Source organism: Amycolatopsis saalfeldensis, from assembly GCF_900110575.1.
Taxonomy (GTDB): domain Bacteria; phylum Actinomycetota; class Actinomycetes; order Mycobacteriales; family Pseudonocardiaceae; genus Amycolatopsis; species Amycolatopsis saalfeldensis.
The window spans coordinates 198,629-213,733 of sequence record NZ_FOEF01000010.1 but is presented as its reverse complement, the minus strand read 5'-3'; the positions used below and the strand labels follow the sequence as shown (position 1 = coordinate 213,733).

The following is a 15,105-nucleotide window of genomic DNA, read 5'->3' as shown; positions in this document are numbered from 1 at the left end:
AGTGTGCGCCCGGGGGTCAGCGGGCGTCCATGACGTCCGGGTCCGGCCCGGTGCGGAGGCCGCGGTCCAAAGAGGACAGGGACTGGACCTCGGCGTCGGACAGGGTGAAGCCGAAGACGTCGAAGTTCTCCGCGATGCGGGACGGCGTGACGGATTTCGGGATGACCACGTTGCCCAGCTGGAGGTGCCAGCGCAGGATGATCTGCGCCGGGCTGCGGCCGTGCGTGGTGGCGAGGCCGGTGACGATCGGTTCGGCCAGCAGGTCGCCGCCCTTGGCCAGGGGGCTCCAGGCCTCGGTGGCGATGCCGTGCTCCGCGTGGAAAGCGCGCAGCTCGGCCTGGATCAGGTACGGGTGCAGCTCGATCTGGTTCACCGACGGCACCACGCTGCCCTCGTCGAGCACGCGGCGCAGGTGCGCCGGCTGGAAGTTGGACACGCCGATGGCGCGCACGCGGCCGTCGGCGTACAGCTGTTCCAGCGCCTTCCACGTCGGCACGTACTTGTCGTACATCGCGACCGGCCAGTGGATCAGGAACAGGTCGAGCTGCTCCAGCCCGAGCTTCGCCAGGCCGGCGTCGAAACCGCGCAGGGTTTCGTCGTAACCCTGGTCGCTGTTCCAGAGCTTGCTGGTGATGAACAGCTCGTCGCGCGCGAGGCCGGACTCGGCGATCGCGCGGCCGACGCCGGCTTCGTTGCCGTAGACCGCCGCCGTGTCGATGCTGCGGTACCCGGCTTGGAGCGCGGCCTTCACCGCGGCCGTCGTGTCGGCGTCCGGGACCTGGAAGACGCCGAAGCCGAGCTGGGGCATCTCGACGCCGTTGTTGAGCTTGAGGACGGGAACGCTGGTCAAGAGAGAGCCTTTCGTTCTGGAGCCGGGTACAGTGGCGTCAGCAATTAGGAGCGTGAGCAATACTTGCAAACGCGGTTAGTTGCACACGCTTTATTATGCAGGACGAGTGGAGCTCTCGCAACCGGGGGCGGTCGGCGAGGAGGGGTGAACCGTGTCACTGGCTGATGACGCCGTCGAGGCCCGGGCGCAGGGCTGGCGCACGCTGGCCGCGTTGCACGCGCGGATCGAGGACCGGCTGCAGCGGGAGCTGGAGCGCGACCACGAGCTGTCGGTGAGCGAGTACACGGTGCTCGACGTGCTCGCCCGCCAGGACGGCTTCCACCTGCGCATGACCCAGCTGGCCACCGCCGTGGTGCTCAGCCAGTCGGCGACCACCCGGCTGGTCGCGCGGCTGGAGGAGCGGGGGCTGCTCTCGCGCTACCTCTGCGCGACGGACCGGCGCGGCATCTACACCGAGGTGACGCCGGCCGGGCAGCAGCTGCTCGCCGCCGCCCGGCCGACGCACGACTCCGCGCTCGCGGCCGCGCTGGCCGACGCCGGGGAGCTGCCCGAACTGGCGCCGCTGGTGGGCGCGCTCGGGTCGTTGACCTTCGCCGCGAAGTGACGCTTCTCAGGGGCGCAGGCGGTGGAGGTCACGCGGGAACAACGTGGCCTCGCGGATGTTGGCCAGGCCCAGGAGGCGCGCCGTCCAGCGCTCCAGGCCGATCGCGAACCCGCCGTGCGGCGGCATTCCGTGGGCGAACGCGGTCAGGTAGTCCGCGTAGTGCGCGGCCTCGTCGCCGAGCACCGCGAGGTAGTCGGCGTGCCGGTGCCGCCGCTGCCCGCCGGTGACTAGCTCCAGCCCGCGGAACAGCAGGTCGAAGCTGTTCGAGAAGTCCGGAGTGGACGGTGACGGGTGGGTGTAGAACGGTTGCTTCGCCATCGGGTAGCCGGTCACGAACAGGAACTCCGAACCGTGCTCGCGCCGCGCCCAGTCCGAAAGCCAGCGCTCGTGCGCGGGGGCGAGGTCCGGTTCGCCGCGCGGGTCCTCGCCGGTGTGCTGGGCCAGAAGTCCTTGCGCCGCAAGGAAGTCGATGGCCGGGATTTCGGCGGGCACGTCGGGCGCCGCGGCCAGTGATGCGGTGGCCGCCGCCATGCCCGCGATGACGTCCCGGAGCACGGCCATCACGTCCCGGTGGTCGCGGATGAAGCCGAACTCCGCGTCGAGGCTGGTGTACTGCGCCAGGTGCCGCGCGGTGTCGTGCGGCTCGGCGCGGAACACCGGGCCGGTCTCGTAGACCCGCTCGAACACGCCGACCATAGCCTGCTTGAAGAACTGCGGTGACTGCGCGAGGTACGCGGGCCGGCCGAAGTAGTCCAGCTCGAAGACGTTCGCGCCGGACTCGGTGGCGGTGGCGACGATCTTCGGGGTGTGGATTTCGGTGAAGCCCAGTGTGTCGAGGGTCCGCCGGAACCCGGCCACCCTCGCGGCCGCGACTTCGAACCGCTTGCGCAGCAACGGATGTCGCAGCGTGACGGCGGCGTTGTCCAATATGGAGGGAAGCCCAGCGGCGACCGCGGGCCGATAGAGGTCGAACGGCGGCCGCGCGGACGGCTCGGCGATCGTGGTGAGCACGGCCTCGGTGAGTTCGACGCCGCCGGGTGCCTGCTCGTTGGCGGTCACCCGGCCGGTCACCTCGACCACGGTCTCCTCGGTCACCGGCGGGGACTGCGGGAACACTGCCTGCGCCGTGCCGGAGCGGTCCCGGACCACCACGAACGTCACGGACTTCAGCTCGCGCCGGCGGTGCACCCAGCCGGCGATCTTCACGGTGGCGCCCACGTGCGCACGCAGGTCGGCGGCCAGGGTACGAGACATCATCACTCTCCCGGAGTGTGCTCGGCCACCCCTTGGGAGTGCGGGCGAGAAGGGAAACTCGCGGTACCACCGCACTTTCGCCGCCGGCTGGGGGCCGGCGGCCTCGACGGGCCGGGTCACGGCGGCCGGCCGGCGGGGCATGGGACGGCCGCGGCCGTCGTTCCTCCCCGCACTCGGGAGGGTCTTCGCCCGGGGCGCGAGGCCGCCATCCCACCGCCGGCGGCTCTCTGCTGCTCGCGTGCTCCCCGCGCTACTCGTCTCCGTCAACGCGTTGCCGGGAGTGTACGAAGTGGACGCCGCGCCTGTCGCGCGATTTTCCGCCGGGCCGCGCGGGCCGGCGGCCACGGTGCGTCATAAAACACCACCCTCAGCACATAACACGATAAATGAAACGATTCACGTCATGAAATCGGCCACGAACAAGCGGTTGTGCACGACTGTGACGGCCGTTACCCTCCATCGTTAATACGTTTCAACCCATCCGCGTCACCGTCGACGAGGAGAAGTGATCCATGCCAGCTCCCGAAGTGGTCGGTATCTCGGCAGGCAGCGGTGAGGACACCGTGACCCGCCAGCAGTGGAAGTGGTCGGTGCTCGCCGGGATGGCGTCCTACCTCGACGCGGGGTCCATCGTGGCCCTCGGGTCGGGGCTGGCGCTGTTCCAGGTCTACCTCGGGCTCAGCAGCGGCGCGCTGGGGGCGCTCGCGGCCATCGGGCCGAACGCGATCGGGTGCGCGCTCGGCGCGTTCGTCGGCGGTCGGCTCGGGGATCGCTTGGGGCGCAAGCGAATCTACAAGTACGACCTGCTCGTCTACGCGCTCGGCATCCTCTGCATCGCGCTCGCGGTGAACGCGCCCATGCTGTTCATCGGCACCTTCGTGGTCGGCATCGCGGTGGGGGCGGACGTGCCCACCTCGCTCGCGCTGGTCGGCGAGTTCTCGCCGTCGAAGCACCGCGGCAAGCTGCTCAGCTTCACCCAGATCGCGTGGAACGCCGGGCCCGTGGTGGTCCTGCTGCTGGCCCTGGCACTGTCCGGTTTGGACTTGCTGGGGATCAGGATCGTGTTCCTGCACCTGTTCGTGGTCGCGCTGGTCACCTGGGCGATGCGGCGCGGCCTGGCCGAATCGGCGCGCTGGCAGTCCGCGACGGCCAAGGGCGTGACCCAGCGCTTCCAAGCGCTGTTCCGCGGCGCGAACCTGAAGGCGCTGGCCTGGACGGGCACCGTCTACCTGTTTTGGGGCCTGGCCGCCGGCACTTCGGGGCTGTTCACGCCGTACATCGTGCAGACGCTGCACGCCGGCGGGCAGGCCGCGGGCGTCGCGTTGTCGTGCGCGGGCTTCGTGATCGGCATCCTCGCGACGATCCCGTTCATGCGTTACATCGACCGCGGTCATCGCACCCGGCGCGCGCTCTGGGGTGCGGGGGCGGTCATGCAGGTCGCCAGTTACGCGGTTTTCCTGATCTTTCCCTTCAACGTCCCGGTGATCGTGGCCAACATCGTGCTGTTCGGCATCGGCTCGGCGATCGCGGGTGAGGCGGTGTACAAGATCTTCAGCCAGGAGCTGTTCCCGACCTTGCTGCGCGGCACGGCGCAGGGCTTCACCTTCGGCGTCGCGCGCACGGTGCTCGGGGTGTGGAGCTTCTTCGTGCCGGTGCTGGCGAGCGCGGGGATCAGCGTCATCGCCGCATTGCTCTGTGCCTGCCTGGTGATCAGCGGGGTGGTCGGGTTCTTCTTCATGCCCGACACGTCGGGCAAGTCGCTGGAGCAGATCGAAGCGGAGCGGGCACCGGCATGAGCGCGGACGAACTGCTGCACCGGTTTCTCGACCCCGGCCCGGAGTACAGCCCGCTGCCGATCTGGTGGTGGAGCGGCGCCCCGGTGACCGGGGAGCGGCTGCGGCGTCAGATGGAGCAGCTGGTCGCGCAGGGCGTCCGCCAGGCGCTGGTCATGTGCCTCGCCCCGACCGGGCCGATGTTCGGCTCGGTCGCGGACGACCCGCCGTTCCTCAGTCCACAGTGGCTCGAACTGCTCGGCCAGGCCTGCGCGGACGCCGAAGGACTCGGCTTCCGGCTGTGGATGTACGACCAGATCGGGTTCTCCGGCGCGAACTTCCAGGGCCGGCTCACCGCTGGGAATCCGGAGTACGCCGGCCTCGCGTTGCGGCGCGGGGCCGGCGGGGTCGAAGTGGCTGTCAGCGGGTTCGACTACTTCGGCGTCGAGGCCTGCGCGGCGCTGCTGGACCAGGTGCACGGCACGCTGGAGCGGCACGTCGGACGCTGGTTCGGCTCCGTCATCCCGGGCTTCTTCCAGGACGAGCTGCCCGCGATGCCCACCTGGGGCCGGGATTTCGCGGAGACCTTCGCCGAACACCACGGTTACGAGCTGCCGCTCACTTCGCTGTTCGAAGGCGAAGACGAGGAGTCCGCCCGCCACCGTCGCGACTACCACGCCCATCGCGCGCGCCTGGCCCGCCGCGCGTTCTTCGACCCCCTCGACGCCTGGTTCGCCGAGCGCGGCCTGATCTGCGGGTTCGACCAGCCGACGCCCGCGCGCGAGGGCGACCCGGTCGGCGGCGTGCAGGTCTACGGCGACTACCTCGGCACCCACTCCGGCTTCGGCGCGCCCGGCAGCGATCACTGGGGCGACCCGAAGGTGCACAGCTCGCTGGCCCACGCGCACGGCCGCCCGCGCACGTGGATCGAGGCGTTCCACTCCTCGGGCTGGGGCGGCACGCTGGAGGAGACCTACGACTGGCTCGCGCCGTTCCTCCGCCGCGGCGCGAACCTGTACGACCCGCACGCAGTCTACTACTCGACGGCCGGCGGCTGGTGGGAGTGGGCGCCGCCGTCCACCTGCTGGCGGCAGCCGTACTGGCCGTCGTACCACCAGTTCGCCACGGCGGTGACCCGGCTCTGCTCGGTGCTGACCGCGGGGGAGCACGTCTGCGACACGATCCTGCTGTCACCGACGTCGACCGCGCAGGCGTATCTGACCCTCGACGGCCCGTTGCCGCCCGCCGAGCGCGCCGCCGCCTGCTACCACGAGCTGAACGGCGTCAGCACCTGGTTCGCCGAGCGGCGTGGCGTCCTGGAACGCGCCGGGATCGACCACGACACGCTCGACGAGGCCACCATCGCCGGCGGTTCGGTTGTCCACAACGGACTGAAGATCGGCCGCGAGACCTACCGCTCGGTGGTCCTGCCCGAGGTGACGGTGGTGGACCCCGCGGCCGCGGCGAAGCTCGCCGAGTTCGCTTCCGGTGGTGGCCGCGTCGTCTGCGTGGGCACCGCGATGGTGCCGGGCGCCGTGGTCGTCGAGCGGGCCGCCGAGGTCCCGGCGGCGCTCGCGGCCGGGGACGTCCAGGCGGACGCGCCGTTCCTGCTCCGCCGCCACGGCGACACGTACGTCCTGCTGCTCACCGCGCACGACGACACGACGGGCACTCTCGCGCCGATCGTCCGGCTGGCGGACGAGAACTGGGCGGTCGAGGGCTTCCCGTGGGAGGAGTACTGGCGGCAGCTGCGTGAGGACGGGTATGACTTCGTGCCGCCGGGCGACCGGGTCGCGCACGTCCGCACGCGGGGCCTGCCCGGGCGGGCGCAGCGCTGGGACCCGCGCACCGGGCGCCGAGTCGACTTGTCCATTCAGGACGGTGCCTTCACCGTGCCGTTCAGCGACGGCCCGATCTCGCTGGTCGTGCTCGGTGACGACCTGCCGCCCGCGGACACCCGGCCGCTGGGCCCGGGCACGGCCGCGGTCGAGCTGCCCGGCCCGTGGACCGCGCTGGCCGAGTCCACACTGGACAACTCCGACGGCGACCTCGCCGCCGCGTCCCGGACCTGCACCCTGCCGTTGGAGGTCTGGCGGTTCGAGCACGACAGCGGCCCGGTGACCGCCACGTACGGCCCGTTCGCCGAGGTGCGCGACGGCGACTGGCGGCCGGCGGTGTGGTCACTCTCCCGCGGTCTGTACAAGGACCCGATGCACAACGACACCCTGGGCCCCAAGGGTTACGTGCCCGAGGAGTTCCTGGACTGGCGGCACGTCGAGGCGGGCGGCCGCGTGGCGGTGCGGACCCACCTCGCGTTGCCGGACCGCGACGGGTTGTTCCTCGCCGTCGGCTCGGGCGCGGCCCGCCGGGTTGTGGTCGACGGCGCCGAACTGCCGATACCCGGGGACGGTTATCAGTCGTTCAGCCCGCTCCCGCCGGAGACCGCCGGGCGGACCGTGCCGATCGAGATCGAGTTCACGGCTCTTGAGGATGGCGCGCTGCGGGCGTCGTTCGCCGTGGTCGCGGACGTCGAGGCTTACCGGCGTCCGGAATGGCTGGTGGGCGAGGAGCTCAGCTGCTCCTTCCGCCTCGACGGGCTGCCGGGCGACACCGTGGTGCAAGTCGCCAGCGAGGGCGCGTGCAGCGTGCTGGTGAACGGCACCGAGATCGGCAAGCAGGGCGACTTCAACCCGTACCCCGGCCACCGCGAGATCCGCGTGCACCCGTACGACGTGCGCGAATTCCTGCGGACGGGCGAGAACACGGTGGTGCTGAAGCTGACCGGCGACGCGGCGGCGGCGTTCGACGCGCCCGGCCTCGGCCTGATCAGCGGGTCCCAGTGGACGGCGCGGGGGATCCGCCGGGCGCACCCGCGTGACCCGCGGTTCCTCTGCGCCGGCCCCCGGCCGCACCCGTTGCCCGGTGCGTACTGGCTGGAACCCGCTGCGGCGCAAGGGAATGCGGTCGTCGCCGTGGTCCCGGACCTCGCGCCCGGCGGCGCGCGTCTCGAGCACCTCACCTTCCCGGCGCCGCTCGGCACCACGGCGTTCAGTGTCCCGACCGGCCTCGACTTCGTCGCGCGCGTCGGCGAGTCCTCGCACAAACCTGTCGACGGCGTGGTCCGGCTGCCCGGGCCGCTCGCGGCGGGCACACCGATCCGCCTGGAGTTCACGGCGGTCGACGGCCGTCGCGGTGGCGCGCTGCTCGATGGGGCGGTCACGCTGGAGGTCGCCGAGGCGGCCACGTCGCTGGTCAGCTGGGAGGAGCTGGGGCTGCGGGCGCTGGGCGGGCACGTCCGCTATCGGACGACGTTCACCGCGCCGTCCGGCCGCGTGGTGCTGGACTTGGGCGAGGTCCGCGGCACCGCGGAGGTGAGGGTCAACGGCACTCTGGTCGACCGGCTGGTGTGGGGGCCGTGGCGTACCGAGGTGACGGATGCCTTGCGGGGCGGGGAGAACGAGCTGGAAGTCGTCGTCCGCGGCACCCTCGCGGGCTACCTCGACGACGCGTCGCCGACCACTGCCGTCGCGGCCGGGCAGGTGCGCACGGGACTGTTCGGCCCGGTCCGGATCGTCGCTTCGTAGCCGCGGGGAAGGTGCCGGATCGCGGGCGCGCTGGTCTGGGTGGACTCGTCGATGACGGTGTTGCCGACCATGATCGTGCCCAGCGCCAGCGCGATCACGGACAGGATCGCCCCGACCACAGCCACCGCCTTGCCCCGTCGGCGCCCGACCAGCCCGACGACCGCGAGCGCGAGCCCGGCCACGGCGAGGGGGAACGGGGTGTAGGCACGCACCTGGTCGAGGTTGACCGGCAGCAGCGGCACGACGCACGCGAGGAGCCCGAGAACCAGCGAGGCCACGGCCGGCCCGGAACTCTTGAGCGGCGTCGGTGGTTGCCTGCCGGGGAAGGGGCCCCATTGCTGCTGGGGCGGCGGGTACCCCTGGCCCGGCGGCGGGTATCCGGGGGCTGGCGGCGGGTAGCTCGGGGCTGGCGGCTGGTAGTCCGAGACTGGCGGCTGGTAGTCCGGGGCTTGCGGCTGGCCCGAGTAGTCCGGGACTGTCCCCGATTCTGGGACTGTCCCCGATTCTGGGGCTGGCCCGGATTCTGCGACCGGTCCCGATCCCACCGCCGACGCCGGTCCCGCGACCGCGGCGTCCGGCCCGGGGTCCGCCGCTCCGGGCCGCGGGCCCGGCGCGTCCGGATCGGGTGACAGGCCGTACGTCATGGGGACTCCTCGCTGGCAGCTGACCTGACGGTGCACCGGGCCGGCCCCGCGCAGCCAGAAGCGGCGGCGCGGCCACCGCGAGGAGACAAGATAGCGGGATCGGGAAAGCCTGGCCAGGGGCCAGAACACCGCCGGGCCTGGACCGAATTGCCTGGCCTGGGCCAAGTCGCCAGGCCAGGCAAGCCGAGTCGCCGCCCGGACCGACGGCCGGGCCTGGACTGGAGCTGCCGATCTGGACCGGAGCTGCCGATCCGGACTGGAGCTGTAGCCCCGGACCTGAGCTGCCTGACCCGGCCAGCTGCCGGATCGAGGCCGAACCGCTGGGCCAGGGCCAGCCGTCGCACCCGGGCCAATCCGCCGGCCCCGAGCCAGGCCAGGCCGAGTCGCTGCCCGGTCGAGCGGGTCGCCGTCCGGGCCTGGACCGGAGCTGCCGATCCGGACTGGAGCTGTAGCCCCGGACCTGAGCTGCCTGACCCGGCCAGCTGCCGGATCGAGGCCGAGCCGCTGGGCCAGAACCAGCCGTCGCACCTCGGGTCAACCCGGCCCAAGCCCAGTCGCCGACCGGGGGCGGTGGGGGGTGGGGGTCAGCGGGTGCCGAGCAGATGTTCCAGTGCCAGCTGGTTCAGCCGCGTGAAGTGGTACCCGCGTTTTCCCGCCGCCTCCACGTCGAAGTCGTCCGCGGCCAGGTCGTCCAGGGTTTCGCCGGGGGCGAGCGTGGGGGTGGACAGGTCCGGTACGCGGGAGGCCGCCAGGGCGTCGGCCACCTCCGGGTCCTTGCGGAACGCCTCCGCTTTCGCCTTCAGGATCAGGTAGGTGCGCATGTTCGCCGCGGCGGAGACCCAGACGTCGTCGGGGTCTTCGGTGCGCAGGGGCTTGTAGTCGAAGTGGCGCGGGCCCGTGTAGCCGCCCTGTTCCAGCAGGTCCACCAGGAAAAACGCGCTGGTCAGATCGCCGTGGCCGAAGATCAGGTCCTGGTCGTACTTCGGGCCGTGCTGGCCGTTGAGGTCGAGGTGGAACAGCTTGCCCTGCCACAGCGCCTGCGCGATGCCGTGCACGAAGTTCAGCCCGGCCATCTGCTCGTGGCCGACCTCCGGGTTGAGGCCGAACAACTCCGAACGCTCCAGCTGCGAGATGAAGCCCAGCGCGTGCCCGATCGTCGGCAGCAGGATGTCGCCGCGGGGCTCGTTCGGCTTGGGCTCCAGGGCGAAGCGGATGTCGTAGCCCTGCGCGACGACGTACTCGGCGAGCAGGTCCAAGCCCTCCTTGTACCGGGCCAGCGCGGCGCGAACGTCCTTGGCGGCGTCGGATTCCGCGCCCTCGCGCCCGCCCCAGACGACGTACGTCTGCGCGCCCAGCTCCGCGGCCAGGTCGAGGTTGCGGCGGACCTTGGTCAGCGCGTACCGCCGGATGTCGCGGTCGTTGCTGGTCAGGCCGCCGTCCTTGAACACGGGGTGGGTGAACAGGTTCGTCGTCGCCATCGGCACGCGCAGGCCGGTCGTTTCGAGCGCCGCCTTGAACCGCTTCACGGCCTTGTCGCGGTCCGGCTCGGTGGCCAGCAGGTCGTCGTCGTGGAACGTCACGCCGTAGGCGCCCAGCTCGGCCAGCCGGTGCACGCTCTCCACCGGGTCGAGGGCCGGCCGCGTCGCGACGCCGAACGGGTCGGCAGCCTGCCAGCCGACTGTCCACAACCCGAACGAGAACTTGTCCTCGGGGGTGGGGGCGTAGGCGTCCATGGCGGTCCCTTCATTTAGTTCACGTTGTAGACTAAATATGCGACGCGGTGGCCCCGGACGTCAAGGGCCCGCCGGTTACAGTGCCGGGAGGAGGGGGCGGGGATGACGCAGGCGGTGCGGCACGACTCGATGCGGGCGCGCAACCTCGAGCTGGTGCTCGGCGAGGTCAGCCGCCGCGGTCCGCTCACCCGCGCCGCGCTCGCGGAGCTGACCGGGCTCACCAAGTCCACGGTGTCCAAGCTGGTCGGCGATCTGCTGGACGCCGGCCTCCTGGCCGAGACCGGCCCCGCGCGGGCGGGCGAACGCGGCCGCCCCGGCGTCGAGGTGGTGCTGAGCGGCGGGCGGGTGGCGTCGCTGGGGCTGGAGGTCAACGTCGACTACCTGGCCGTGTGCCTGCTCGACCTGGCGCGCACGGTCCGGTTCACGAAGCGGCGCGAGCGGGACAATCGCGGCTCGCGGCCGGCGATTGTGGTGCGGGAGCTGGAAAAGCTGGCCACCGAGGCGCTCGGAGAGGCGTCCGCGCTGGGGCTGACGGTGGCGGGCGCGGTGCTCGCGGTCTCCGGCCCGGTCGGCGACGGCGTGGTGTTCAGCGCCCCGAACCTCGGCTGGCGAGACGTGCGCGCGGCCGAGATGCTGCGCCTGCCGGTCCCCGTCGACCTGGACAACGAGGCCAACCTCGGCGCGCTCGGGCAGCTGTGGTTCGGCACCGGCGGGGACGACTTCCTGTACGTCTCCGGCGAGGTCGGCATCGGCGCGGGCCTGGTCGTCGGCGGCTCGCTCTTCCGCGGCGCGCACGGGCTGGCGGGGGAGCTGGGGCACGTGGTGGTGTCGCCGTCGGGCCCGCCTTGCCGCTGCGGTGCGGCCGGGTGCCTGGAAACCTACGCGGGCCAGGAGGCTTTGCTGGCGGCTGCAGACGTCCGTTCGGTGCCGGATCTGTTGGTAGCGCTGGAATCCGGAGCCAACACCGCGATCGAGGCCTGCACGGCGGCGGGCGAGGCACTCGGCCACGCGCTCGCGTCGGCGGTCAATCTGCTCGACCTGGACCACATCGTGCTGGGCGGGATCTTCGCGGCCTTGTTCCCTTGGCTGGCCCCCGCGGCGGAGCCCGTGCTCGCCGCGCGCCTGGGCCGCCTGCGCGGTTCCGTCCCCACCCTCACCGCTTCGACCTTGAGAGGCGACGCGGCGACTTTGGGCGCGGCGGGACGGACGATCCACCGGATCCTCGGCGATCCCGGCCCGTTCCTCAGCCGCGCGGACGGCTGAGGAACGGGCCCGGATTCAGCTCACCGCACGCACCAGCACCGTGCCGCCGCCGATGGTGACGCCGGCGTCGGTCACCACCGACAGCGCGCCGCGCAGGACGCGGCCGGTGGCGGGAGCCGACGCGGCGGTCACCGTGGCCGGGACGGTCCACGACGTGCCCGAGGCGTGCGCCGCCACCGGGTCGTTCGCCGTGATACCACCGAAAGCCGGATTGGTGAACGCGTCGAGGTAGTCGTAGGCGGTGGTGCCCGCGGGCACCGCGTAACCGTCGACCACGGCCAGCCACTGGCCCGCCGCCGGGTTCGGCAGCGTCACCGACTCTTCGGAGTCACCGTCGGCGCTTTGCCCGGCCAGCACACAAGAACCCGTGACGCAGTTGTACACCGACAGGTCCAGGTCCGCCCCGACGTCGGCGGTGTTGCCGATCGTCACGGTCAGGGACGTCGAGCCCGGCGTCACCGTCAGCTGCGTCTGCGCGGACGCGCCCTGGGCGATGGTCGGACGCTGCACCGAAGCGCTGGCAAACGTGCCGCCGACCAGGTGACCCGTGAACGCGCCGAGCGTGTTCTTCACCGTGTACGTCCGCGGCAGCGCCACGCCGGCCTGGGCCGACGCGATGTCATCCGGGTTCGGCGACACCGCGGTGCCCAGCACCGAAGCCGAAATCCGGTACGGCGCACTGTCCACATCGGACGTACGGCGGGCTTCGACGGTGATCTCCCAGACGCCCGGCAGCGGGTTGGTCAGCGTCCGGCTGGCCGGCGAGCCGCCGGCGCAGCCCGCGCCCGCGTCGGGGTTGTAGCAGTTGGTGGACGTGTTCGAGTCCACCGGCACGCCCGTCGGGTCGTACCGCAGGAACCGCACCTGGCCCTTGCCTGGGTCGCCACCCGCGGCCAGGTCGACCTGCAGCGCGCTCGCACCCTGCGGCACCCGCACGAAGTAGCTCACCGAGGTGTTGCGCGCGACCGTGCCCGAGGCCTCGAACTTGCCGGTGGCCGGAGTGAACTCGGCCGGCGCGAAGACGGTGTTCATCGTCTGCGCGTCGATGCCGATGGTCAGCGGATTGTCCAGGTACAGCAACGCGGAATGCGCGCCCGCCGACTTCGGGTCCACCTTCACGGCGAAGGTCACCGGCTTGTTCAACGGCAGTTGCAGCAGTGAACCCGAAGAGAACGTGCCGTCGTTGCCCACCCAGCGCGCGAAGTACGTCACCGGCCGCGAAGAACCCGAAGTCCGCGTGATCGTGTACGTGCGGGTGTACGCCTTCCCGACGGTCACGCCCTCGCGGTCGTGGATCCCGACGCCGACGCCCGGCGTCTTGAGCAGGTTCGCCTGCACCGTGTGCACCTCGACCGCGGTGGTCACCGCGTCCGGCTTCGGGTTCAGCGACAGCGCGGCGAACGCGGCGGGGACGTTGAACAGCCCCGCTCCCTGCTCGTACGCGCCGACGCCCGGCACGAAGCGCGCCGTCGACTTGATCGCCGAGCGCAGTGCCGTGACCGGCGGCCGCTGGCCCCGGTGCGTCGCCTTGTACGCGCTCACCAGCAGCGCGGCCGCGCCGGTCGCCTGCGGTGACGCCATGGACGTGCCCTGCAGCATCGCGTACCCGGCCGGCAGCTGATAGGTGCCCGCCACCGGGCCGGGCGCCTCCCAGCGCGGCACGGTCGCGATCGCCGCGCCCGGCGCGATGATGTCGGGCTTGAAGCCGCCGTCTTCACGCGGGCCGCGCGAGGAGAACGGGTGCAGCGCCTCGGCCGCCTTCACCTTCGCGCCGTAGTTGGACAGCCAGGTTTCCCGCGTGATGTACGAGCCGACGCTGATCGCGTCCGTGGCCACCGACGGGTCGCCGACGGAGTTCGCGCCCGCGCCGGAGTTTCCCGCGGAGATGAAGATCTGGACGTTGTACTCGGCGATGGTGCGGTTGTAGAGCTCGGCGCGCGCGTTGTTGCCGTCGTTGAGCGCGGGCAGGCCGCCGATGGAGATGTTGATGACGTCCGCGCCGTGGCTCGCGGCGTACACGACGCCGTCGAGAAGACCGCTGGAGGTGCACGAAGCGGTGCTCAGGCAGACCTTCACCGAGAGCACCTTCGCACCCGGTGCGGCGCCGTCCATCTTGCCGCCGAACAGGTCGTTGCCCGTCGCGATGCCGGCCACGTGGGAACCGTGCTCGGCGCCCGCGATGCCGATGTTGACGTAACCCGGCTTGTCGGTCTGGACCACGAACGCCATCCGCTCGGCGATGTCCGTGGCCGGGTTGTCGGTGCCGAAGAAGCCGACGTCGAAGTTCTTGGCGTAGTCGGTCATCGGCTTCTCGTCGGTGAAGTCGCCGTTGCCGTTCAGGTCGACGCGCACCTGCTTCGCGGCCGGGTCGAGCAGCACGCCCCAGGAGTCGTCGCGGTCGCCGTCGCGGTTGAGGTCGCCGCCGGTTTCGCTGCCGGCGCCGCCCAGATCGCCCGCGGTTTCCTTGAACAGGCCGAAGGTGTACGGGCCGCCGGTGGCGGGAGCGGTCCAGGTGCGGCCGTTCGCGGTGAACGCGCCGGTGTAGGTCTGCGTGGACTGCTTCACCCAGGTGCCGTCGCCGGAATCGGTGGCGTTGGCGTTGTACCAGTCGACGATCTTGCGCTCGCCGTGGCTGGTCTTGGCCAGCGCGGGGGTGTCGAGGTCGACGCCGGAGTCGAGCACGGCGACGGTGCTGTCCTTGCCGTCCCAGCCGCCGAAGGTCTGGCCGAACTGGGCGGCGTAGGTGTCGCCGGTGGGGAGGTAGGGGTTCACGCGCGGGGTGTTCTTGCCCGGCGGCGGCTGCGGGATCGGATTGGTCGCGCCTTCGGGCTTCGGGTCGTCCCGCTGGATCAGGCCGTCGACGTCGACGGCGTTAACGGTCTTGAGCTTCGCGGCCTTCTCGGCGTTCGCGACGGGCACGGAGACCTTCACGTAGTCGAGCTTCGGGTCGCTCGACTGGATCACGCCGCCGAGCGCCTTCAGATCGGTCACGGCCGCGTTCGCCTGACCGCGTTCGGCGGCGACGAGCAGCGTGACGTCGGGCTTTCCGGCCCGCTCGGCCTCGGCGACCCTGGCGCGGCCGGCCTGGTCGAGCGTCTTGCCCGCGGTGGGCGGGGGCTGGGGAACTCCAGGGGCCGCGTACGCGGCGGGCACTGCGACCGGGGCGACGCCGAGCGCGGTGGCGAGGAGGGTGATCCCGGCCCGGCGTCTCCAGCGTGATCTGTGCTCTGTCATCCGAGCAGTACACAGTCCGGGATGTTCCGCAGCAATCAGACACTTAGCCTATCGGCCGCAAATCGGCGTGAGACAAACGGCCTAACGCACTGATTCCGTTGGGCGGCAACACGATCCACCGGACTCCGGTGTGAAACTGGCGGCAACCGAGGGAGTTGAACCCTGCG

The 15,105-nt window shown here is 71.5% G+C and carries 9 protein-coding genes; 4 read left to right on the top strand and 5 right to left on the bottom strand.

Annotated features, from left to right (window positions below; genetic code table 11):
- Positions 1–16: 16 nt before the first annotated feature.
- Positions 17–850, bottom strand: coding sequence for an aldo/keto reductase (locus tag BMY97_RS23290; protein WP_091619577.1), 834 nt, complete (start codon positions 848–850; stop codon positions 17–19).
- 151 nt (positions 851–1,001) lie between these two features.
- On the opposite strand from BMY97_RS23290, the gene BMY97_RS23285 reads away from it, so the two are divergent.
- The gene (locus tag BMY97_RS23285; protein WP_091619574.1) at positions 1,002–1,454 is read left to right on the top strand and encodes a MarR family winged helix-turn-helix transcriptional regulator; all 453 of its coding nucleotides are present in this window, start codon (positions 1,002–1,004) and stop codon (positions 1,452–1,454) included.
- Positions 1,455–1,460: 6 nt separating this feature from the next.
- Here the strand turns inward: BMY97_RS23285 and aspS are convergent, their stop codons facing one another.
- The gene (aspS, locus tag BMY97_RS23280) at positions 1,461–2,711 is read right to left on the bottom strand and encodes an aspartate--tRNA(Asn) ligase (protein WP_177231504.1); all 1,251 of its coding nucleotides are present in this window, start codon (positions 2,709–2,711) and stop codon (positions 1,461–1,463) included.
- A gap of 509 nt (positions 2,712–3,220) precedes the next feature.
- Between aspS and BMY97_RS23275 the strand changes: the two genes are divergently transcribed.
- Positions 3,221–4,504, top strand: a complete 1,284-nt coding sequence (locus BMY97_RS23275) for an MFS transporter (protein ID WP_245787445.1) — start codon at positions 3,221–3,223, stop codon at positions 4,502–4,504.
- Positions 4,501–8,064, top strand: coding sequence for a hypothetical protein (locus BMY97_RS23270; RefSeq protein WP_091619566.1), 3,564 nt, complete (start codon positions 4,501–4,503; stop codon positions 8,062–8,064). The genes BMY97_RS23275 and BMY97_RS23270 overlap by 4 nt, the downstream gene beginning before the upstream one ends.
- Here BMY97_RS23270 and BMY97_RS23265 read toward each other — a convergent pair.
- Both BMY97_RS23265 and xylA read right to left on the bottom strand, forming a co-directional pair.
- Positions 7,974–8,342, bottom strand: coding sequence for a hypothetical protein (locus tag BMY97_RS23265; protein WP_091619563.1), 369 nt, complete (start codon positions 8,340–8,342; stop codon positions 7,974–7,976). The two genes, BMY97_RS23270 and BMY97_RS23265, sit on opposite strands and share 91 nt — an antisense overlap.
- A 950-nt stretch (positions 8,343–9,292) precedes the next feature.
- Positions 9,293–10,441, bottom strand: coding sequence for a xylose isomerase (xylA, locus tag BMY97_RS23260; RefSeq protein WP_091619560.1), 1,149 nt, complete (start codon positions 10,439–10,441; stop codon positions 9,293–9,295).
- 102 nt (positions 10,442–10,543) lie between these two features.
- On the opposite strand from xylA, the gene BMY97_RS23255 reads away from it, so the two are divergent.
- Positions 10,544–11,704, top strand: coding sequence for an ROK family transcriptional regulator (locus tag BMY97_RS23255; protein ID WP_091619556.1), 1,161 nt, complete (start codon positions 10,544–10,546; stop codon positions 11,702–11,704).
- A gap of 15 nt (positions 11,705–11,719) precedes the next feature.
- Here the strand turns inward: BMY97_RS23255 and BMY97_RS23250 are convergent, their stop codons facing one another.
- A complete protein-coding gene (locus BMY97_RS23250) occupies positions 11,720–14,938 on the bottom strand; it encodes a S8 family serine peptidase (protein ID WP_091619553.1) in 3,219 nt (1,072 codons plus the stop codon).
- Positions 14,939–15,105 lie beyond the last annotated feature (167 nt).

Excerpts from the sequence above, each read along its gene's own strand:
- xylA (WP_091619560.1), bottom strand. The coding sequence starts at position 10,441 with ATGGACGCCTACGCCCCCACCCCCGAGGACAAGTTCTCGTTCGGGTTG.
- BMY97_RS23255 (WP_091619556.1), top strand. The coding sequence starts at position 10,544 with ATGACGCAGGCGGTGCGGCACGACTCGATGCGGGCGCGCAACCTCGAG.
- BMY97_RS23275 (WP_245787445.1), top strand. The coding sequence starts at position 3,221 with ATGCCAGCTCCCGAAGTGGTCGGTATCTCGGCAGGCAGCGGTGAGGAC.
- aspS (WP_177231504.1), bottom strand. The coding sequence starts at position 2,711 with ATGATGTCTCGTACCCTGGCCGCCGACCTGCGTGCGCACGTGGGCGCC.
- BMY97_RS23270 (WP_091619566.1), top strand. The coding sequence starts at position 4,501 with ATGAGCGCGGACGAACTGCTGCACCGGTTTCTCGACCCCGGCCCGGAG.
- BMY97_RS23250 (WP_091619553.1), bottom strand. The coding sequence starts at position 14,938 with ATGACAGAGCACAGATCACGCTGGAGACGCCGGGCCGGGATCACCCTC.